The sequence below is a fragment of the uncultured Pseudoflavonifractor sp. genome, assembly GCF_944387275.1.
GTDB classification, from domain to species: domain Bacteria; phylum Bacillota; class Clostridia; order Oscillospirales; family Oscillospiraceae; genus Pseudoflavonifractor; species Pseudoflavonifractor intestinihominis.
The window spans coordinates 1-20,412 of the sequence record NZ_CALXEG010000025.1 but is presented as its reverse complement, the minus strand read 5'-3'; the positions used below and the strand labels follow the sequence as shown (position 1 = coordinate 20,412).

Sequence of the window (20,412 nt, the reverse complement as noted above, 5' to 3'; positions counted from 1 at the left end):
AGTTCTATTTCCATATCACAGTTTCAGGAGATGATGGCATGATTGTCCCATGGGAGGGAAAAGAGCCCCGGCTGGACGGGTCGGTGCGCATGGCGGCCACCGCCTCCGTGGTGGGGGACGTGACCGCTGGGACAGGGGTCAGCCTGTGGTACGGCGCGGTGGTGCGGGGGGACGTGAGCCCCATCCGCATCGGCCGGGACACCAACATCCAGGACAACGCGGTCATCCACGGGGACCCCGGCGTGCCCACAGAGCTGGGAGATCAGGTGTCCGTGGGCCACAGCGCCGTGCTCCACAGCTGCCGGGTGGAGGACGGCTGTGTCATCGGCATGGGGGCCGTGGTGCTCCGGGACTGCGTCATCGGGGCGGAGTCCATGGTGGCGGCCGGGGCCGTGGTGGCCGGCGGAGCGGTCATCCCGCCGGGCAGCCTGGTGGTGGGCGTCCCCGGCCGGGTGAAGTGGGCCCTGACCACGGAGGAGCGGCACAAGCTGAGAGAAAACGCGGCGGAGTACCTCCGCCTGGCGGAGCAGCTGCCCCTGGCAGAGAGGCGGGAAGAGAAATGAGAAGAAAGAACGCCGACCAGCCTGGAAAGTACCGCAAGACATTGCGGGAACAGGTCCGGGAGAACAAGGGCCTGGCGGTGGTGTACGTGGTGCTGCGGGCCCTGGTCATCCTGACCATGGTGGCCCAGTTCTTCAACGGAAACTTTGAAAATGTGTTCCTGTGCCTGCTCACCCTGCTGCTCTTCACCATCCCCAGCTTTATCGAGCGGACCGTCAAGATCGACGTGCCAGACACCCTGGAGATCATCATTCTCCTCTTCATCTTTGCCGCCGAGATTCTGGGCGAGATCCGGGCCTATTATATCCAATACCCCGGCTGGGACACCATGCTCCACACCCTCAACGGCTTTCTCTGCGCGGCCATCGGCTTCTCCCTGGTGGATATCGTCAACCGCAGCGACCGCTTTACCTTCTCCCTGTCCCCGGTGTACCTGGCGGTGGTGGCTTTCTGCTTCTCCATGACCGTGGGGGTGCTGTGGGAGTTCTTTGAGTGGACCATGGACAGCGTTTTCCTGCTGGACATGCAGAAGGACACGGTTGTCCACACCATCAGCAGCGTCATGCTGGACCCCGCCGGCGGCAACCACCCCCAGCAGATCAGAGATATCACCGACGTGATCGTGGTCACGGCGGACGGCACCCAGCACGCCCTGGATCTGGGCGGCTACCTGGACATCGGCATCAACGACACCATGAAGGATCTGTTCGTCAACTTCATCGGCGCACTGGTGTTCTCCGTCATCGGATTTTTCTATGTGAAAAACCGGGGCAAGGGCCGTTTTGCCCGGCGGTTCATCCCCCGGCTCATCACGGACAGCGAAGAGAAAGAGGCGGAAAAATAATACGTATACCTCCGGCGCGAGGGGGAATACTGGAGATGGCCGGGTCCTCCGGCCGTTCATTCTCTCTCTCAAGGAGGATTACGCTATGAATTCCAATCCCAGTATCAAATGCTCCGTGTCCAGCTGCGCCTACCACAACAGCCAGCAGTGCGCCTGCACCCTGAACGAGATCAAGGTGGGCTGCACCACCTCCAACGTGGCCGACTGCACCGCCACCGAGTGCGCGTCCTTCAAGCTGGGCGACCACGGCACCTGCTGCAAGCACTGAGTCCGTAAAAGCAGAATTCCCGGCGGCCATCAGGCCGCCGGGAATTTTTATGGGTGAAAACAGTTACCACAGCTGAAAGCCGGTAAAGCCCAGCAGAGTGAGGACCACCAGACCGGCTGCCGCCAGGGCGATGGGGAAGCCGGAGAAGGCCCTGGGCACCCTGGCGTAGGAGATGCGCTCCAGCACGGAGACGAACACCAGCCCGGCCACAGTGAAGCCGATGCCGGCCACCAGGCCGCTGCGGAGGGCCAGGGCCAGCCCGGTCTCCGAGCGGGAGGCCAGCAGGGCGCCGCCCAGCACAGCCCAGTTGACCGCCGCCAGGGGCAGACTCTGCCGCAGGCGCTCCGCCTTCCCGGGCAGAAGGCGGGTCATCACCCGGTTGGCCAGCCACGCCAGCCCGGCGGCCAGCAGCAGGAAGGCCGCAGCCTCCAGGTACTCCGCCCCCAGAGGGGAGAGCAGGAGGGCGTACACGGCCCAGCAGAGGACCATGGAGACGGTCAGGCCCACCGTGACGGTCAGGCCCATGGACAGGGCGGAGCGGTACCCGCCGTCCAGGGGGGCGGGCAGGCCCAGCCGGCGGGCCACGCCGAACTGCTCGGCTGCCAGGGCTGCCAGGGCCAGGGCAAAGAACTGTATGACGCTCACGGTTTTTCCCTCCTCTCGAGCCGGGCGGCAGCCCAGCGGACCAGGGCGGCCAGGCAGGAAAGCAGCAGGAAGCCGCCGCAGGGGGCGGCCGCCAGCAGGATGGGAGGCAGATCACCCGGCAGGGCGATGCCCCAAAGGGTGCCCTGGCCCAGCGCCTCCCGCAGGGCGCTGAGGACAGCCAGAGCGAGGGTAAAGCCGATGCCGGACGCCAGCCCGTCCACAGCGGCATAGCCGGGGGTGAAGCGGCGGGAGAAGGCGCCGCGCCGGGCCAGCAGGGCGGCGTTGACAGCGGCGGGCAGGAGGAACAGCTCCGGGCCGCCCGTCAGGGAGGGGAAGCAGGCCCGCAGCACCAGGTCGGCGGCGGTGAGGATGGCTGCCGCCGCGATCAGATAGCAGGGGATGCGCAGGGCGGGGGAGGTGAGGGGCCGGAGGATGGCGGCGGCCAGATTGGTGCACAGCAGTACGGCGGTCACCGCCAGGCCCATGCCCAGCCCGCCGGAGAGGGTGGCGGAGCAGGGCAGCACCGCCGCCACCAGCAGGAGCAGCACCACGGCCGGGCTGCGCAGGGCCAGGCCCCGGCGGAACAGCCGGATCACCCGGCCCGGCTCCATGGAGAAGCTGTCCCGCAGCCAGCGGAGGGCGGCGGGGCCCAGGGCCCGGAGCCGCTCCGGTGCCTGCTGCCGGAAGGCGGTCCAGCGCTCAGTTTTCTCCTTCTTCACGGACCGCACCTCCTTCCGCGCTGTATGCGGCCACTGCCGCCAGGGCCTGGTTGACCCCCTGGGCCACCGCACGGCTGCTCTCGGTGGCGCCCGAGACCGCCTCCACGGCGTTGGAGCCGGTGCCGATGCGTACGGTGCCGGACAGGTCCAGGAAGCGCTCCAGGAAGGCGGGGTCGTCCACGCCGTCCCCCAGGCCGGGGGTCTCGCTGTGGGAGAGGATGGCCACGCCGGTGACCGAGCCCTGGGCGCTGACGCCCACCATCAGCTCCATGGGGCCGCCGAAGCCGTCGGCGGTCACAGCCACGCAGTAGCCCGCCAGGGCCTCGCCCTGCCAGGCGGCGTACATGCCGTCCGCCATGGCCGGGTCACAGGGCAGCTGGGAGAAGGCTGTGGAGTCCGACGGGGCTACCGACTCCAGCACTGTCTGCCTGGCCTCCTCCGTACCCCGGAGGATGGCGCCGGCGGTGAGGAGCCGCACCAGCAGCACCAGCACCAGGGCGAACAGGATGGTCCCCGCCAGCACCGGGGCGGGGCTGTGGCGGGACGGAGTGTGAGATTTGGGTTCCTTCATGTCCGGGCCTCCTTTCTCTGCCGCCGGAACCTGCGGAGGGCCAGGGCGGCCCGGTCGATGGGCCAGGAGAGCAGATTCATCACCAGCACCGCAAAGCCCACTCCCTCGGGGTAAGAGCCGAAGGTGCGCAGGAACACGGTGAGGGCCCCGCAGCCCACGCCGTAGACCACCTGGCCCCAGAAGGTGACCGGGGAGGTGGTGAAATCGGTGGCCATAAAGAAGGCGGCCAGCAGCAGTCCGCCGCCCATGAGGGAGTAGAGGGTCCAGTCCAGGGAGGAGTTGCCGCCCTGGGGGAAGCACCAGGACAGCACCGCCACCGTACCCAGGAAGGACAGGGGGATCCGCAGCCTGATGACCCGCCGGGCCAGCAGGTACAGCCCGCCCAGCAGCAGCAGGGCGGCGGACACCTCGCCCAGGGCCCCGGATCGGACTCCGGTGAACATCTCCAGCAGGGAGGCAGAGGGCAGACTGCCGGCGTGGAGGGCGGCCATGGGGGTGGCGGCGCTCTGGGCGTCAATGGTGAGGCCATGCCAGCTGCGGACGGCGGGGAAGGCGGTCATGACCGCGGGGAAGGCGAAGAGGAAAGCCCGGCCCGCCAGCGCCGGGTTGAGGAAATTCTTGCCCAGACCGCCGAAGAGCTGCTTGACCACTACAATGGCGAAGAAGTCCCCGATCAGCACGGCCCAGTAGGGCACGTCGGCGGGCAGGGTGAAGGCCAGCAGCACACCGGTGACCACGGCGGACAGGTCGCCTATGGTCTGTTTCCTGCGGGTCACCAGGCGGAACAGGGCCTCAAAGCTCACACATCCGGCCGCAGACACCAGGGTCACCAGGAAGGCCCTGGGGCCGAAGAAGTAGCACCCGGAAAAGAGCAGGGCGGGCATGAGGGCGATGAGCACGTCCAGCATCAGGGTGCGGGTGGTGTCCCGGGTGGTGAGATGGGGGGCGGAGGCCAGGGTGAGGGGCGTGCCCACGCTGCCGCCGGGGACCTGCTCCGTCCGTTTTTCCGTTTTTGGGGCCTGGACATGGGCGGACTCCGCCTTGACCTGGGCGGGCTGGGCCGGGGTGGCCTCTGGCTGGCGCTCGAGGGCGGGCTGTTCGGCAGGGGCGGCAGCCGGTGCCGCCCCAGTGGGAGCGGTTTTCTCCGGCTCCCGGGCCTGAAGGACCTCCTCCTGCTTGGCCTGGGGGGCCTGCTGGGGGCGTTTCTGCCCGCCGGAGCGGTTTTTACGCTTCTTCTTCATGGTCAGCCTCCCTTCCATCCGCTGTTCCGAGCAGGCGGCGCTTGCCCACCCGGATGCTGTGGACCAGCCGCAGGTGGGCGGGGCACACATAGGCGCAGGCGCCGCATTCGGTGCAGGCGGAGATCTGTTCCCGCTCCAGGGCCTCCCACTGTCCGTTCCGGACGTACAGGTGGAGGAACAGGGGCGAGAGCCCGGCGGGACAGACCTCAACACACCGGCCGCACCGGAGGCAGGGCCCCTCAGGCCGGATGGCGGGGTAGAGGTCCGCCGCCGACAGGGCCAGCAGGGCCCGGGTGTCCCCGGTCACCGGGGCGGTCAGGTCGAACTGGGCCTTGCCCGTCATGGGGCCGCCGGCCACCAGGCGCACCGGCTCCCCCTTCCAGCCCCCGGCCTCCCGGATCAGGTCGGAGATGGGGGTGCCGATGGGCACCAGCAGGTTGGCGGGCTTGGCCACGGCGGAGCCGGTCACGGTGACCAGCCGGTGGGTCAGGGCCTTTCCGTGGTACACCGCCTCCCACAGAGCGGCGGCGGCGCAGGCGGTAAACAGGGCCCGGCCTGCCCGCGGGAAGGTCAAGGGCTGGGGGTAACGGCTGCGGAGGAGCCGCAGCTCGATGTCCCCGCCCCGCAGGGGCAGGTAGCCCCGGAGGGCGGCCACGGCGTCGTACTGGCTGCCCTCCAGGGCCAGCACGGCCCGGGGCAGGCTGAGGGCCTGCATCAGCAGCCGCACGCCGCCCAGCACCGCCTCGGGCCGGTCGGCCATGAGACGGCGGCGGGAGGTGACGTAGGGCTCGGACTCGGTGCCGTCGATGAGCAGGGCGTCCGCCTTGCCCATGGCGTCGCGGAGCAGCTGGGACAGGGGACGGCCGGTGCCGTCCATGGCGGTGAGGCCGGCCTGGGCTGCGATGTCGGCCAGTTCGCCGGGCCGGAGGCTGGCAGGAGAGGCGTCCTTGTCCACCCGACGCCAGGCTGGGGAGGCCACAGGGGTGTCCTTCCCGTCGCTGTCAATGACCACCGAGAGCACCGTGCCGCCCCGGAGCTGCTGCCGGGGCTCCACCGCCGCCACGGTGCCGGACACGCTGGCGTGGACCGCCGCCAGGCCTGGAATGGCGTCGGCCAGCTTCTGGCCCACCCGCACCCGGTCCCCCGGCGTCACCAGGGGCACGGCAGCGGAGGTCCCCACGCCGGCCAGAGGAAGCACCACCTGGGCCGGGGGCTGTTCCATGGGCCGGAAGGGGAGCTGGGCGGTGGCTTTCTTCCGCTGGGCGGGACGAATCCCGCCGAAAAAAATGGAAAACATGTCTCCACCTCTTGCATGAGAATACAACAGAATTGCCGCTGGGGCGAAACACCCCAGAATAACCGATCTATTATACCGTATTGATACGCGAAATGTCCAGCGGAGCGGGGAATTTCCCCGGAATCCGGCGAAGGGAGGGGGAAAAGCGGGGACCATAGCACTTTAAAGAGAAAAAGATTTTTTGCAAAAACCGTAAAATCACGATTGACAAATGTCTGTTTCAGAGGTATGATACCAGTTAATTACACACCGTGCACAGACAGATGTGCCGGACAGAAAGGCAATGACTGGGTAAGTACGGCCATGGCGTAAGCGCAGAGAGGGGGCGGCTGGTGTAAGCCCCCGTGAGCATGGACCGGAACGTCGCCCGAGGAGCAGCCGGGCTGAACGGGGAGCACACTCCCCTGGTAGGCACGGCCGGTTCCCCTCCGTTATCGGGGCAAAAGCGCGCGGGGCGGTGCCCTGCGAATTTAGGTGGTACCACGGAGCATGACTTCGTCCTATGGGACGAAACGTCGTGCTCTTTTCTTTTTCCCTGTTGGAAATGAAACCAAAGGAGGTCTCACGATATGAAGATGAAAACCCCGCAGATCCTGATGGAATGCCTGCTGGAGCAGGGGGTGGACACGGTATTCGGCTACCCCGGCGGCACCATCCTGAACATCTATGACGAGCTGGAGCTCCATGGATATAAGGACAAGATCCACCACATCCTGACCGCCCACGAGCAGGGGGCCTCCCACGCCGCCGACGGCTACGCCCGCGCCACCGGCAAGGTGGGCGTGTGCTTTGCCACCAGCGGCCCCGGCGCCACCAACCTGACCACCGGCATCGCCACCGCCTACTACGACTCCTCCCCCGTGGTGTTCATCACCGTCAACGTGGCGGAGAATCTGATCGGCAAGGACTCCTTCCAGGAGGTGGATATCACCGGCATCACCATGCCCATCACCAAGTGCAACTACCTGGTCCGCCGGGCGGATGACCTGGCCGACGTGATCCGGGAGGCCTTTGCCATCGCCCGCTCCGGCCGTCCCGGCCCGGTGCTCATCGACATTCTGAAGAACGTTACATATGAGGAGGCGGAGTACGAGTACCTGCCCCCCAGCGAGCACAGCAAGCACGGCCGCCTGGCCGCCATGCTCCGCCGGGCCTCCCACGACCTGCGCACCCCCGAGCCCGACCGGGGGGACATCGACAAGCTGCTGGATATGATCGAGGAGGCCAAAAAGCCCCTTGTGCTGGTGGGCGGCGGCGTCATCCGCTCCAAGGGCGCGGTGCCCGAGTTCCGCAAGTTCTTTGAGCGGTTGGGCGCCCCGGTGGCCTCCACCATTATGGGCGGCGGCGCCTGCCCGGGCAACCACCCCCTGTTCACCGGCATGATCGGCATGCACGGCTCCCACGCCTCCAACCACGCCGCCAACGAGTGCGACCTGCTCATCGCCATCGGCTGCCGGTTCTCCGACCGGGTGGCCACCGACCCCAAGACCTTTGCCAAGCAGGCCAAGATCGTCCAGATCGACATCGACCGGGCGGAGATCGACAAGAACGTCCCCACCGACCACCACATCATCGGCGACGCCCGTCGGGTGCTGGAGATGCTCAACGAGAAGCTGCCCGCCCACGACTACCCGGAGTGGAAGGAGTGGGTGTTCTCCCACAAGGAGGTCCCCCTGAAGAAGGACGGCGTCCTCCACGCCCACGAGGTGCTGGAGACCATCCAGGCGGTGGCACCCGGGGCCATCGTGGCCACCGACGTGGGCCAGCACCAGATGTGGGCCGCCCAGTATTACCACTTTGACCGGCCCGGCCAGCTCATCACCTCCGGCGGCTTCGGTACCATGGGCTTCGGCCTGGGGGCCGCTATGGGCGCCAAGATGGGCAACCCGGACACCCCCGTGTTCCTCTGCACCGGCGACGGCTGCTTCCGTATGAACTGCCACGAGCTGTGCACTGTGGAGCACTACCACATCCCGGTGATCATTCTGATTTTCAACAACCACACCCTGGGCATGGTCCGCCAGTGGCAGCACCTCATCTATAACGAGCGGTACTCCCAGACCGACCTGGACCGTGGCCCGGATTTCGTCAAGCTGGCCGAGGCCTACGGCCTCCGGGGCGCCCGCTGCGGCACCCAGGAGGAGCTGGAGGCCGTGCTGAAGGAGGCGGTGGCCTCCGGAACGGCGTGGGTGGTGGACTGCGCCATCGATAAGGACGCCATGGTCCATCCCATGGTGCCCGGCGGCGCGCCCGTGACCAATTTCCTGCTGGATTAAGGAGGGAGACAAGGATGAAAAACAGTATCGTGACCCGCCGTACCCTTTCCGTCCTGGTGGAGAACGCCCCCGGCGTCCTGAGCCAGGTCTCCCGCCTCTTCTCCCGCAAAGGCTACAACATCGAGTCTCTGGCCGTGGGTACCACCGACGACCCCGAGGTCTCCCGTATCACCATTGAGGTCATGTGCGACGACCAGATGGCCGAGCAGATCATGAATCAGCTGCGCAAGCTCTTCCCCGTCTACTCGGTGCAGGAGCTGCTGCCCGAGCGGTCCATCCGCCGGGAGCTGGTCATGTTCAAGGTGAAGGCAGAGACCCCCGACATCCGCAACGAGGTCATCCAGATCGCCAACATCTTCCGGGCCTCCATCATCGATGTGTCCCTCAAGTCCCTGACCCTGGCCCTCATCGGCGACGAGTCCAAGGCCGACGCCATGCAGAAGCTGCTGGAGGCCTTCGGCATCCTGGAGCTGGTCCGTACCGGCATGGTGGCTTTGGAGCGGGGCGCCTACACCATCAGCGACGAGAACAAGGAAAAGACGGAGTTTATCCTGGGCAAAAACGTGCTGTAAGAGGGAACGTTTTTTCCTGGGCCTCGCGAGAGCGGGGCGCGGCGGGTGCCGCGTCCAACCGGGCAAGAACGTGCTCCAAGGAGAGCCCACAAAAATTCTCCCGATTGTATCACAGTTATCATTCTTTTCAAGCTGCCTGTGCTATTATCTCAGGTAACAAATATCACCTCTACTTAAAAGGAGTGTATTACAATGGCAAAGATGTACTACGAAAAGGACTGCGAGCTCAGCTATCTGGACGGCAAGAAGATCGCCATCATCGGCTACGGCTCTCAGGGTCATGCCCATGCCCTCAACCTGAAGGACTCCGGCTGCGATGTGTGCGTGGGTCTGCGCGAGGGCTCCAAGAGCTGGGCCAAGGCTGAGCAGGCCGGCCTGAAGGTGATGACCGTGGCCGAGGCCGCCAAGTGGGGCGACATCGTCATGATCCTCATCAACGACGAGGTCCAGGCTGAGGTCTATAAGAAGGACATCGCCCCCTACATGACCGAGGGCAAGGCCCTGGCCTTTGCCCACGGCTTCAACATCCGCTATCAGCAGATCGTGCCTCCCGCCGGCGTGGACGTGTTCATGGCTGCCCCCAAGGGCCCCGGCCACACCGTCCGCTCCACCTACGTCAACGGCAAGGGCGTGCCCTGCCTGGTGGCCGTGGAGCAGAACGCCACCGGCAACGCCTACAAGATCGCCCTGGCCTACATCGCCGGCATCGGCGGCGCCCGTGCCGGCGTGATGGAGACTACCTTCCACGATGAGACCGAGACCGACCTGTTCGGCGAGCAGTGCGTGCTGTGCGGCGGCGTTGTGGACCTGATGAAGTGCGGCTTCGAGACCCTGGTGGAGGCCGGCTACGAGCCTGAGAACGCCTACTTCGAGTGCATCCACGAGATGAAGCTGATCGTGGACCTGATCAACAAGGGCGGCGTGGCTGCCATGAACTACTCCATCTCCGACACCGCCGAGTTCGGCGAGTACGTCTCCGGTCCCCGTGTCCTCCCCTACGAGGAGACCAAGAAGAACATGCGCAAGGTGCTGGACGACATCCAGGACGGCACCTTTGCCGGCAAGTGGATTGCTGAGAACAAGAACGGCCGCTGCTTCTTCAACTCCAAGCGCGCCAACCTGAAGAAGCACCAGATGGAGATCGTGGGCGAGGAGCTCCGCAAGAACATGATCTGGGGCGGCGACAAGGACCTGGACACTGCCTCCAACTAAAACCGGACTCCGGGGCCCCCGCAAAGCCCGGCGAAGCGGGTTTTGCAGCGATAAGGACCCGGGCGCCGCTTTCAACTAAAAAACAGAACGAGCGGGCCGCAACATGAACTGCACCCCATTTGTTAGACAGCATGGTATACTGAATAACAAGTGGGGTGCTTTATTATGCCAAAAGGAATGACAAAGAAATGGAACAGGATGCCTTGCTGAAAGAAGCAACGGCGAAAAGTTGAGTTTGACGGAGGATTTTATGAAGATAAATGATATTGAAACGCCAAGACTTTTATTAAGAGGATTCACGAAAGAAGATGCTTTGTGGGCATATAGTATCTGGAACAACCCAGAGATGGGACAATATTTGACGGATGAAGCAAAAGAAGAAATAGATGATGAATATTTGAAAATGTTAGAAGGCTTGGGCGAGGATGAGGAATGCTGCTATTTGATTCCTGTTTTTAAGGATTCCTTAGAACGGGTAGGAACATGCAGTTTCATGGTAAGTGACGACAAGAAAGTATACGATATTGGTTATTGCGTACATAAGAATTTTTGGCGTCAAGGCTATGCAACTGAAATCGTCCAGGGAATGATAGATTATGCGCGCAGTCAAGGGGCTGAGAAAGTGACGATTTATGTGAATCAGGAAAATGCCGCTTCCAATCGTGTTGCCCAGAAATGTGGCGGAAAGATTGTCAGCGAGAGCACATCTGAGAAAAAGGGAACAGGTATCATCATGAAAGATTATAAATACGAAATTGTATTGTAAAGCATTTCATACATAAAGGGAGACAAGTTATCATGTTTCTAAAGTATTTCTTGCACACTGATTTTTAGACATGAAGTTTCATACCTTATTTTATTCGTGACGCTTGCCTGCCACGATGGCGGAAATCAGCATGCCGAACAGGGAAACCAGTGTCAGGGGCATCTCCAGGGTAAGGGCGTGGCCGGGCCACAGAGTGTGGACCACGCCCCAGAGAACGGGGAAGAGGACCATGAGCCCCAGCAGCCAGACCCGCATGGCCCGGATGATGTAGGGCCAGTTGCCGTTGTGGAAGCGCACCCCGGCCAGGTTGATGCGGAACACGCCGTCGCCGTAAAAGCTGATGTTGTTCTGGTCGTAGTAGGCGGGCAGCCGCTCCTTCACCCGGAAGCACAGCCAGGCCCCGAAGAGGAGACACAGCCCCTCCAACAGCAGGACGGTGGACCCCATCTCCTCCACCGTAAAGCCCATGGCCAGCAGCACGGCGCACTCCGCCGCGCCCGCCAGGGCGCACAGGAGATAGGCCAGCCCCCACTTCCTGCGCCGGGTTTTCTGGGCCTGCCGCTCCTCCTCCGTCAGCTGGAGGGTGGACTTCACCAGGGCCTCCACCTCCTCCACCGGCAGCTGAGCCGCCGCGGTGCGCTCCCCACGGAGCAGCTCGGTCACCGTCACGCCCAGACAGTCCGCCATGGGCAGCAGCAGCCCCACGTCGGGCAGGCTCAGGCCCCGCTCCCACTTGCTCACCGCCTTGTCCGATACGAAGAGCCGTTCGGCCAGCTCTCTCTGGGTTAAATTTTTTTCCCGGCGCAGACGGGCCAGAAAGCCGCCGAACCGCTCCTTGTCAATGTCATTCATATGGGTCCCTCCTCTGGTCCCATCCTAGCGAAAAAGACCCCTGTTTGTCAATCGACCAGCGGTAGAATCCTTGGGCTCCAATGGATTCAGGCCCTTTTCCCTGGGCTGCCGCTTGCGGCGGATGGACGCAGGGAAGGGTAGGGCGCCGCAGTTGAAGATAAATTGGTGCGGGGGAATGGCGTTTCTATCCACGCCCTCTGAGAGAGGGCGGCTTGCCCATGCGGAACCGCTTGCCGGTGCGCAACTCATTTCAATCCGCGTCCTCCATCAGTTCCCGGACGTCCCGGATGTCATTTCTACCCACGTCCTCCCTGAGGGGGACGACCATAGGTCCCGGTCTTCTGCTTGCGCTGCTCATCATTTCTATCCGCGTCCTCCCTGAGAAGGACGACGTTCGGTGGTGTTGCTCCGCAGGCACTCCATGACATTTCTATCCACGTTCTCCGGGCGGAGAACGGCGCAATCAGCGGCTGTGCAGTCTCATCCCGGCAGCGCCGGGCCCCGTCGCCCGGGATGCCCCGCAGTGTTTTCTGCGGTCCGCGGACGCTCCATGCAGGCCAGGGCCCACTGCCGCCGGCAGAAGGAGAAGTGCTGGATGCCGGACATCTGCAGGTAGCCGTCAGGACTCGTCATAGACTTCGGCCGCCAGACCGGGCAGCTCGCCGCAGGTGATGGCGTAGTCCTGGATATCCCGGGGGAGATCGGTCTTTTTCTCCACGTGGAGCAGCCGGTGCACCTTGGCGGAGGGATACTGGCCGCTCTTGCAGTTGTGCTGCCACCAGTAGAGCCGCAGGACCTCCATGCTGCCGTCGGGCCGGGCGGAAGAGGCGTCGTTTTCAAAGAGGGTGCGCAGGGCTTCCTTCAGGAGGTCGGCGTCCCCGGCGGTGAAGCCGGTCTTTTCGGCCAGCTGGCAGTTGATGCTGCCGAAGGTGGTGTAGACGGCAAAGCCCACCCGGTGCTTGGTGCCCATGGTATCGCTGGATTTCTTGTCGCCGGTGACGCTGTTGACGCTCTTGGTGATCTGCAGGCTGTCAATGCTGATGGGGTCCACGCTGAACGCGGGGTGGATGGATACGGGTCCCCGAATGCCCACGGACACGCCGTCGTCCTTGCCTTTGAAGGCGAACACCTGCCCAAAACTGCGCACATCCATCCAGGTCTCGCAGGCGGCCCTGGCGTATGCCTCCCGGTCCTTGGCCTTCAGGGCGCCGGCCAGGGCGGGGCAGGCGTCGGCCCGGTCCTTCAGGCTGCGGAAGTCGTCGTTGCGCCGGTCGTCCGACTGGACGAACACGCTGGCGCCCAGATCCATCAGCCGGTTGCGGATCTTCCGCTTGAGGCAGACGTCGGAGATCTCGCCGTAGCCTTCGTATGTCTCCCGGGGGCGGTTGCCGTTGAGGGGGTCGCCGTTGGGGTTGGCGTGGTGGACCGCGATCACAAGGGCGAAGTCGATCTTATTCTGCAGGGATTCCATGGATATCTCCTCCTCTATTCGTCTGCGTCAGGGACTGTGTCCGCTTTTTTGAAGAATTCTGCCCGCTGGCAGGCGTAGCCCAGCAGGTACAGCTCGGTGAGGGGCTGGTCGTTGAACTGGTCCGCCGGGATGCGGGCGATGAGCTGGAGCATCAGGTCGCCGGCATAGGTGGATTTCCGCGCCTTGATCAGACGCTCCAGATAGGGCTCCAGCTGCTTGCGCAGCAGCGCCAGGGTCCTGGCCGGGTGCTGGGTGAAGGCCACCTCATACCGCAGGGCATTGGTGGGGCGGGAGCTCCTGTCGCCAGAGGTGTTGTAGACGGCGTACTGCTCCAGCTGCTCCCCACAGGCCAGGATGCGGCCAAACAGATAGCTGCGGTCGCTGCAGGTTTCATCAAGGGCCATGGTGTATTCCTCCTTCAGGTTCCGGTGGTGGTAGCCGCGCACCAGGGCGCAGGCAATGCTGCGGGTCTTGCTTGCCTCCCAGGGCTCCATGGCGATGCCGTGGGAGGCCCGGCGGACGGCCGACAGCATGATGTCTCTGGGGAAGGGCCTCCCCTCCGTGATGCAGGGCAGCAGCCGCTCCACGGTCTGCTGCCGGAGCTTTTCATCCGCTTTGGCGCCGTAGGCGGCCGCCGCGATGTCTGCCGGTGCGGGCGCGCCCTCAAAGACAAGAGGGAGCAGGACCTTTTTCCCGTTTTCCCGGGTCTGCAGCTTGCGGTAATGCAGCGCCCAGGCAAAGGACCTGTGCCAGTCCGCGATGTGGTCCATCAGGCGGGAGCCCTGGAGCTCCCTGTAGTACCGGATGGACAGCCGGCCCGGCGTGGCGGAATCCAGCACCATCACGCTGACCTGGCTGTGCTCCGGCAGAGCGCGGCGGTATCCCCGGATGGCCTTTTGGAACGCGGCGGCAAAGGCCTCCCGGGTGCGGGGCAGGTCGGCGGCGGCGTCCAAGGGGCTGCCCAGGTCATCGTCATCCAGGTCGCTGCGGCTGGACTGGACAATGTCGCAGGCGTCCCCGGTGACAGGGGGGATGGGCTCGTTCTCGGTGCCCCAGACCAGAATGGCCTGATCGCCGTTCTGAATTCCCTGCCGCCCCACCAGCCACCGCAGGGCGCTGTGGGCCTTCTGGGTGGTCTCATACCCGATGGAGAGGGCCTCGCCGGCAGTTTCAAACCGGCCCCGGAAGGTGAAATTTGTGCTGTCGTTGCTGGAGATCAGCTTGGCCCGGTCGCCGGCGCTGCGGATCTTGTAGGGGCTGAGCAGGGACACAGGCATCTCTCTGCCCTGTACGTAACAGAAGCCCGTGTCCTTCAGCGTGGACAGGTAGTACCGGGTGTAGCAGTCCCAGACCGCCGGGTCGGAGGAGAGATCGTCCCCGCCCACCTGAAAGCGGACAAAGGCCTCGGACTGGTCTCCGCCTGTGACGGACTGAAAGATAGGGGGCATGTCCTCCTTCGGGCCGGTCCACTTCTTCAGCAGGCGGCCCCCATCGTCAGCGAGCAGAATGTGAAAGGACACAAGGTCCCGGACGAGGCAGCCCTGCCTCAGGTAGGCCAGGACCGCCCGTATCCCATCCACCCCGAAGGGGGAGTCGCACCAGGCCTGCAGCTGGGCGAGGTACTCCGTCCACATGGGCTTTTTGGCGCCGCCATAGGCGGCGTAGTCTCCCGCCACGTACCGCAGCTTGTCCGCCAGCGGGTGGGGCACCGGCCCGGATGTGCGGGCGGCGGACGCCTCAGTGCAGGGGATAACGGTAGTCATCTCGTCGGAGCGGAGCACCCGGGCGGAGAGAAAGGTTCCGCCGGGGGAGAGGCTGACCTCCACGTTGACCTTCTGGGTGGTGTGGGCCACCGGCAGCAGCATGGGGGCGTCCCAGCCGAAGCGGAGAGAGGCGGAGGGCTTGCCCACCTGGGACAGATTCTTTTCGTAGGTCTGATAGCACCGGTCAAGCCAGCCCATCCCGGGTCACCTCCTGATACAGCGCGTCGCAGCCCTGCACGTTCTGGCCCAGCGCAAAGGACTTGGGCCGCTGCCTGTGGATGGGACGGATGACGGGGCACTCCTCCGGCCGGATGAACCGGATCACCCCGTCCTCCATGACGGGCCGCCACAGGCGCTGGCTCATCCGGCCGCTGCCGTCCTCGTCGGCGTAGGTGATGCCGTGGACCATGAGCCCGAAGGGCACGGCCGGCGTGCCGTCGTAAGCGCCGGGGCCCTCGTGAAATTCACAGGGCTCCACGTAGCCCTGGCACTCCCGGGTGCCCAGGAAAATGTCGCGCCGGCCGCCCCGCTCCAGCATGCGCCTGGCGATGAAATAGTGCTTGTGCTCGTTGTGGTCGCCGGCCAGGTCGGGCCGGTGGGGGTTCCACTCGAAGTGGGCCTGGATCTGATAGGATACGTTGACCAGATAGGTGTAGATGGACAGGTCGTTGGTGCCGTTGTTGTACCGGATGGGCCGGATGCCCTTGGACTCGGTCTCGATGGGGTTCATGACGCGGACGGCGTCGGGCACCCAGAGGAAGGACGGCTTCCAATAGACGCTCTCCAGAATCCCCTTGACCGCCTGGTAGGTGGGGATGGGATAGCTGAACTTCTCGCCGCCCACCCGGGTGATGGGGTCGCTGAACAGGGCGTAGCGGCCCCAGACGTGGAGCGAAATGGTGTTGCTGTACTGCAAGAGCAATTCCTCCTCTCTGAAAATTCCTGCCGTGTCATAGGACGAGGGCGGCCATGCCGCCGGGTGTGAACGAGAGCCCCTTGTGGGCGCTGTCGTAATAGGGGTCCCGGAGGGCGCGGGCCGCGCCGTCCAGGACCGGATAGAGGGCGCTCCCCAGACGCTGGCACTGGCTCCGGCTGAGGGAGATGGTATAGGGCTGCAGCTCCCGCAGCAGGGCGGGGGTGCCTCCGGCGGACTGCAGCCCGAGCAGCTTGTCCTTTCCCCCGCCGTAGGGCACCAGCACCGGGACGGTCTCGTCGGGGATGGCCTCAAAGGCGGCCTCCGCCGTGCCGAAGGCCTGACAGAGGTCCTTGGGGCCCTCCGGCCGCCGTCCCTGCTCCAGAAAGGCCTGGACGCCCCGGAGATTGGAGCTGAGCAGGTCCACCATGGTGGTGGCGGCGCAGCCGCCGGGGGAGACGGGATACTGCATGTCCAGCCGGTGTCTGGGGCCGCTGTAGCAGCGCTGGTAGTACATCTGGATGACCTGGGGAGAGAGCAGGTCCGCGCCGGGCGGCAGCTGGGCCAGCAGAGCGCGGGTAATCTCTCTGCCGTCATGGATCTCCGGCAGGGCGTCCAGATGCTCCCCCGCACATTCAATCAGGTAGACCGGACGGCAGTCATCGTCGCCGTGGCGGTTGCAGCGGCCCGCGGCCTGGGCGATGCTGGGCAGGCCGGCCAGGTCCCGGACCACGCAGTCAAAGCTCAGATCCACCCCCGCCTCGATGAGCTGGGTGCTGATGCACACAAGGGGCAGGCCGCCGTCCAGCCGCCGGGTGACCTGGGCCAGGACATCGTCCCGGTGCTGCTGGCAGAGATAGGTGGTGAGGCAGAACAGGGGACAGTCCGGCGGCATCAGGGGAGCCAGGGCGTCAAAGAGTCGGTTGACCGTCCCCTTGGTGTTGAGGACCACCAGAATGCTCCGGTTTTCCCTCAGCAGACCGGCCACAAAGTCCGCAACAGCGGGGAGGGGCTGCTCTCCCTGTACTGCCGGGGGGATGACCCTGGTCCGCCTGAACTGCTGGAACCGGGCCTGATAGTCGGGCACCAGGTCTCTGTCGGGGGAGAACTGAAGGGGATAGGGGACCTGGGTCAGGTCGGGCTGGGTGGCGGTGCACAGGAGGACGGTACAGCCGAACAGATGGACCAGGGTGTCCAGGGCCAGGGTGAGCAGGCAGGTGTGCCGCAGGGGCAGGGCCTGGACCTCGTCCAGCAGGAGCACCGAACCGGCCAGGGCGGCCAGCCGCCGCACGTTCTGCCGGGGCGCGGCGAACAGGGCGTCCAGCAGCTGGACCATGGTGGTGCAGATCACCGGCGAACCCTGCCAGCGCTGGCTGAGGGCGAGCCACCGCTCCCGCTGGTCCTGCTGGTCCGGCTCAAACAGAACGTCGGAGTGGTGCTCCAGGACGTACTCCGCCCCCAGGGCCCTGCGGATGTTGTCGGCATTTTGCCGGGTGATGGACTTATAGGGGGCAAAGTAGAACAGCCGCCGGGAGTTCTGCCGCCGGGCCGTCTCCACGCAGAACCGCAGGGCGGAATAGGTCTTGCCACCGCCGGTGGGGACGCACAGCCGGTAGATGCCGGCCGGAAGATGCTCTGCGGCGGCCAGGCATTGGCCGGAGATCTCCTGCCGCAGCAGGTCAATGGGCCGCCGCGCCTCCATGGAGCGGATAAAGCGCTCCATCCGGCCGGAGAGCAGGTCCCAGGTCTCCTGGCGCTGGCAGTCGGAGGGAGATGAGGGAAGGGAAGCCCCGCCCATGAAGCTGGCCGTATCGGTCCAGTCGGCGTCCACCAGGGCGCTGAAGAGAAACCGCTGGGCCAGCCCCAGGCCGAACTGGAGGGCATCCTGACGCTGTTGCCTGTCCTCTCCCTTTGGCAGAATGGTTTTTGCTCTTTTGTAGAGCGCGGCCACCTCCAGGGCGGCCGCCTGGATGAGGGATTCCATCTCCTGCCTGGTGCAGCAGTCGGAGAAGAAGGCGTCCACGCTCTCTCCATAGAGGGCCTGGGCCTGCCGGGTGTCCATCCGCTCCAGCCAGGGCCGGCTGCCGTCGGGCGACAGATAGTCGCAGCGGCCGCTGTGGTGGCAGCCAATGGCCAGGGCGGCCATCTGCCCGGCCAGCCGGACGGCGTCGCTCTGTCCGGCGGTCTGCGCCCAGAGCCACCGCATGCCGGCAGCGGAGTGGTTGCGCTTTTCCCTGGTCTGCTGCCGGATGTGCTCCTGCACTGGTGTGGAGCTCTTCCCCATATCGTGTAGCCAGCCGGTCAGCTCCCCCAGCTTTTCCAGCCCCAGCGGGCGGCAGAGGGCAGCACAGAGCTTGGCAGCGTTCCGGCTGTGCTCCTCCAGGGTCTGGATACGGGGCGGCTGGCTGTCGTCCGTGCCGGGGATGATATGAGCGATCAGATGTGTCTTCATAATCCACATTTACTTATGTAGGAGAAGTTTATAACCTTCATGGAATACAATCTATCAGGAAAAAGGACATTTGTCAACAATGGATAGAAAAAATATCCAGGAGGAAAAATAAAATTGTAAAGGCCGCCGGAAGCATGTATACTACAAATTGTCATCCCCGGACACACGGGATGTGGATAGAAACACTTATGTGGGAGAAGTGGACTGTGTCCATCAGGAAGAAGGTGCCGGTTTTCCGGCATCTTCTTCCTCCCTTTTACAGCATAGTACAGAATAAGGGACATAAAACGGACTTTTATTGCGGGAGGAGAAAAACGTCGCAATCCACAATAGAAGGATAAATTTTTTGTCAGTTTTTCCGGTTGCTGTATGCCGTGATATGTAGCAAGGCCGGCGGCTTTCACCAGGGAAAGCCGCCGGCCTTGTTGTACGGAGATATGGGACAGAACGGAGGCCGCCGTGGACAGATGCGGGGGTCAGGGCGTCTCCTCATCGCCCAGGCCCATCTCGTCCACGGCGTGGCGCATGTGGATGGCCATGGCGTGGCGGGCGCCCTCCGCGTCCCCCCGGGCGAAGAACTCCAGCAGCAGCGCGTGGTCCCGCAGGGTGTCCGCCGCCAGCCGCTCCGCCTTCTCGCCGGTCTCCACCGCAGTGGCCACCGCCCGCTGGATAAGGGGGAGAAGACGCACCATAAACTCGTTGTGGGTGGCCCGGACAATGGCGGCGTGAAAGGCGGCGTCGGCCCGGGTGCGGTCAGCCCCGGAGCGGATGCAGTCCTCCACTTCCTTTCCTCTGGCCAGAATGTCCGCCCGCTCCTCCACCGTGGCCCGGCGGCAGGCCAGCATGGCTGCCTGGGGCTCAAAGATGCTCCGCAGCTCGAACAGGTCCCGCAGCTGGCCCTTCACCCGGCGCAGACCGGCAAAGCCGAAGTCGTCGATGTCCTCAACCCGGGCGGACACAAAGGTGCCCTTGCCCCGGCGCACCTCCAGCACCCCCTGGGCCACCAGCATCCGCACCGCCTCCCGCAGGGTGGTGCGGCTCACCCCCAGCTCCCGGGACAGGTCCAGCTCATTGGGCAGCTTATCCCCGGGGGCCAGGCCGCCCTCTGTCACGATCCTTCCATACAGCCGCTGGGCCGTCTGCTGGGTCAGGCTCTGTTTTTCCATGTGAACTTCCTCCCCGGACTTGACATTGTTTTCTCTATCATATAATATGTAGTCATACAATGCAAGCGTCATCATACAACGGTGGCGAATTTAATAAGGAGGACTCTGCCATGAGAAGCGATAACGTGACAAAAGGTGTGGAGCGCGCCCCCAACCGCTCCCTGTTCTACGCCCTGGGGTACACCAAGGAGGAGCTGGAACGCCCCCTCATCGGCATTGTCTCCTCCCAGAACGAGATCGTCCCCGGCCACATGAACCTGGACAAGATCGTGGAGGCGGTGAAGGCGGGCGTGCGTATGGCGGGGGGCACCCCCATCGTGTTCCCGGCCATCGCCGTGTGCGACGGCATCGCCATGGGCCACATCGGCATGAAGTACTCCCTGGTGACCCGTGACCTGATCGCCGACTCCACCGAGGCCATGGCCCTGGCCCACCAGTTCGACGGCCTGGTCATGGTGCCCAACTGCGACAAGAACGTGCCCGGTCTGCTGATGGCCGCCGCCCGGCTCAACATCCCCACCATCTTCTGCTCCGGCGGCCCCATGCTGGCCGGCCGGCTCCAGGACGGCCGCCGCTCCTGCCTGAGCCACATGTTTGAGGCCGTGGGCGCCTATAAGGCGGGCAAGCTGGACGAGGCCGGCGTGGAGGACTACGAGAACAACGCCTGCCCCACCTGCGGCTCCTGCTCGGGCATGTACACCGCCAACTCCATGAACTGCCTCACCGAGGGCATCGGCATGGCCCTGCGGGGCAACGGCACCATCCCCGCCGTCATGTCCGCCCGCCTGCGGCTGGCCAAGCACACCGGCATGCAGATCATGGA

The 20,412-nt window shown here is 64.6% G+C and carries 19 protein-coding genes and 1 other annotated feature; of the genes, 8 read left to right on the top strand and 11 right to left on the bottom strand.

Annotated elements, in window-relative coordinates:
* Nucleotides 1–38 precede the first annotated feature (38 nt).
* The 3 genes from Q0K23_RS07735 (at nt 39) to Q0K23_RS07725 (ending at nt 1,673) form a co-directional block, all read left to right on the top strand.
* Nucleotides 39–563, top strand: coding sequence for a gamma carbonic anhydrase family protein (locus Q0K23_RS07735; protein WP_294520232.1), 525 nt, complete (start codon nt 39–41; stop codon nt 561–563).
* Complete coding sequence (locus tag Q0K23_RS07730; protein ID WP_294520229.1) at nt 560–1,405, top strand: hypothetical protein; 846 nt, start codon at nt 560–562, stop codon at nt 1,403–1,405. The genes Q0K23_RS07735 and Q0K23_RS07730 overlap by 4 nt, the downstream gene beginning before the upstream one ends.
* Before the next feature lie 85 nt (nt 1,406–1,490).
* On the top strand, nt 1,491–1,673 hold the full coding sequence (locus tag Q0K23_RS07725; RefSeq protein ID WP_294520226.1) for a DUF1540 domain-containing protein: 183 nt from the start codon (nt 1,491–1,493) through the stop codon (nt 1,671–1,673).
* A gap of 63 nt (nt 1,674–1,736) precedes the next feature.
* On the opposite strand, the gene Q0K23_RS07720 is transcribed toward Q0K23_RS07725, so the two are convergent.
* The 5 genes from Q0K23_RS07720 to Q0K23_RS07700 are packed head-to-tail and all read right to left on the bottom strand — an operon-like array spanning nt 1,737 to nt 6,146.
* A complete protein-coding gene (locus tag Q0K23_RS07720) occupies nt 1,737–2,318 on the bottom strand; it encodes an Rnf-Nqr domain containing protein (RefSeq protein WP_294520223.1) in 582 nt (193 codons plus the stop codon).
* The gene (locus tag Q0K23_RS07715) at nt 2,315–3,037 is read right to left on the bottom strand and encodes an Rnf-Nqr domain containing protein (RefSeq protein ID WP_294520220.1); all 723 of its coding nucleotides are present in this window, start codon (nt 3,035–3,037) and stop codon (nt 2,315–2,317) included. Before Q0K23_RS07715 ends, Q0K23_RS07720 begins: the two co-directional genes overlap by 4 nt.
* A complete protein-coding gene (locus Q0K23_RS07710) occupies nt 3,018–3,608 on the bottom strand; it encodes an FMN-binding protein (RefSeq protein ID WP_294520217.1) in 591 nt (196 codons plus the stop codon). Before Q0K23_RS07710 ends, Q0K23_RS07715 begins: the two co-directional genes overlap by 20 nt.
* Complete coding sequence (locus Q0K23_RS07705; RefSeq protein ID WP_294520214.1) at nt 3,605–4,849, bottom strand: RnfABCDGE type electron transport complex subunit D; 1,245 nt, start codon at nt 4,847–4,849, stop codon at nt 3,605–3,607. Before Q0K23_RS07705 ends, Q0K23_RS07710 begins: the two co-directional genes overlap by 4 nt.
* The gene (locus Q0K23_RS07700; RefSeq protein WP_294520211.1) at nt 4,833–6,146 is read right to left on the bottom strand and encodes an SLBB domain-containing protein; all 1,314 of its coding nucleotides are present in this window, start codon (nt 6,144–6,146) and stop codon (nt 4,833–4,835) included. The genes Q0K23_RS07705 and Q0K23_RS07700 overlap by 17 nt, the downstream gene beginning before the upstream one ends.
* Before the next feature lie 274 nt (nt 6,147–6,420).
* Nucleotides 6,421–6,652 (top strand) — a binding site (T-box leader).
* A 63-nt stretch (nt 6,653–6,715) separates the two neighbouring features.
* On the opposite strand from Q0K23_RS07700, the gene ilvB reads away from it, so the two are divergent.
* The 4 genes from ilvB (at nt 6,716) to Q0K23_RS07680 (ending at nt 10,972) form a co-directional block, all read left to right on the top strand.
* Nucleotides 6,716–8,422 (top strand): biosynthetic-type acetolactate synthase large subunit, encoded by a 1,707-nt coding sequence (gene ilvB / locus Q0K23_RS07695; RefSeq protein ID WP_294520208.1) that lies wholly within the window; start codon nt 6,716–6,718, stop codon nt 8,420–8,422.
* 14 nt (nt 8,423–8,436) lie between these two features.
* The gene (ilvN, locus tag Q0K23_RS07690; protein ID WP_294520204.1) at nt 8,437–8,994 is read left to right on the top strand and encodes an acetolactate synthase small subunit; all 558 of its coding nucleotides are present in this window, start codon (nt 8,437–8,439) and stop codon (nt 8,992–8,994) included.
* 192 nt (nt 8,995–9,186) lie between these two features.
* Entirely contained in the window at nt 9,187–10,206 is a 1,020-nt protein-coding gene (ilvC, locus tag Q0K23_RS07685) for a ketol-acid reductoisomerase (protein WP_294520200.1), read from the top strand.
* A 250-nt stretch (nt 10,207–10,456) separates the two neighbouring features.
* Nucleotides 10,457–10,972, top strand: a complete 516-nt coding sequence (locus Q0K23_RS07680; protein ID WP_294520197.1) for a GNAT family N-acetyltransferase — start codon at nt 10,457–10,459, stop codon at nt 10,970–10,972.
* 90 nt (nt 10,973–11,062) lie between these two features.
* Here the strand turns inward: Q0K23_RS07680 and Q0K23_RS07675 are convergent, their stop codons facing one another.
* From Q0K23_RS07675 to Q0K23_RS07645, 6 genes are all read right to left on the bottom strand, one after another.
* Nucleotides 11,063–11,824: a helix-turn-helix domain-containing protein gene (locus Q0K23_RS07675; protein WP_294520194.1), complete on the bottom strand. Its 762-nt coding sequence runs from the start codon at nt 11,822–11,824 to the stop codon at nt 11,063–11,065.
* A gap of 619 nt (nt 11,825–12,443) precedes the next feature.
* Nucleotides 12,444–13,295 (bottom strand): type I-C CRISPR-associated protein Cas7/Csd2, encoded by an 852-nt coding sequence (gene cas7c / locus Q0K23_RS07665; RefSeq protein ID WP_294520191.1) that lies wholly within the window; start codon nt 13,293–13,295, stop codon nt 12,444–12,446.
* A 14-nt stretch (nt 13,296–13,309) separates the two neighbouring features.
* On the bottom strand, nt 13,310–15,256 hold the full coding sequence (gene cas8c / locus Q0K23_RS07660) for a type I-C CRISPR-associated protein Cas8c/Csd1 (RefSeq protein WP_294520188.1): 1,947 nt from the start codon (nt 15,254–15,256) through the stop codon (nt 13,310–13,312).
* Entirely contained in the window at nt 15,243–15,974 is a 732-nt protein-coding gene (cas5c, locus tag Q0K23_RS07655; protein ID WP_294520185.1) for a type I-C CRISPR-associated protein Cas5c, read from the bottom strand. Before cas5c ends, cas8c begins: the two co-directional genes overlap by 14 nt.
* Before the next feature lie 34 nt (nt 15,975–16,008).
* Entirely contained in the window at nt 16,009–18,423 is a 2,415-nt protein-coding gene (locus tag Q0K23_RS07650) for a CRISPR-associated endonuclease Cas3'' (RefSeq protein WP_294520182.1), read from the bottom strand.
* Nucleotides 18,424–18,899: 476 nt separating this feature from the next.
* Nucleotides 18,900–19,589 carry a FadR/GntR family transcriptional regulator gene (locus tag Q0K23_RS07645; RefSeq protein ID WP_294520179.1) on the bottom strand — a complete coding sequence of 230 codons (690 nt, stop codon included), beginning with the start codon at nt 19,587–19,589 and terminating at the stop codon, nt 18,900–18,902.
* Nucleotides 19,590–19,699: 110 nt separating this feature from the next.
* Between Q0K23_RS07645 and Q0K23_RS07640 the strand changes: the two genes are divergently transcribed.
* A partial coding sequence (locus Q0K23_RS07640; RefSeq protein ID WP_294520177.1) for a dihydroxy-acid dehydratase occupies nt 19,700–20,412 on the top strand: 713 nt, incomplete at its 3' end.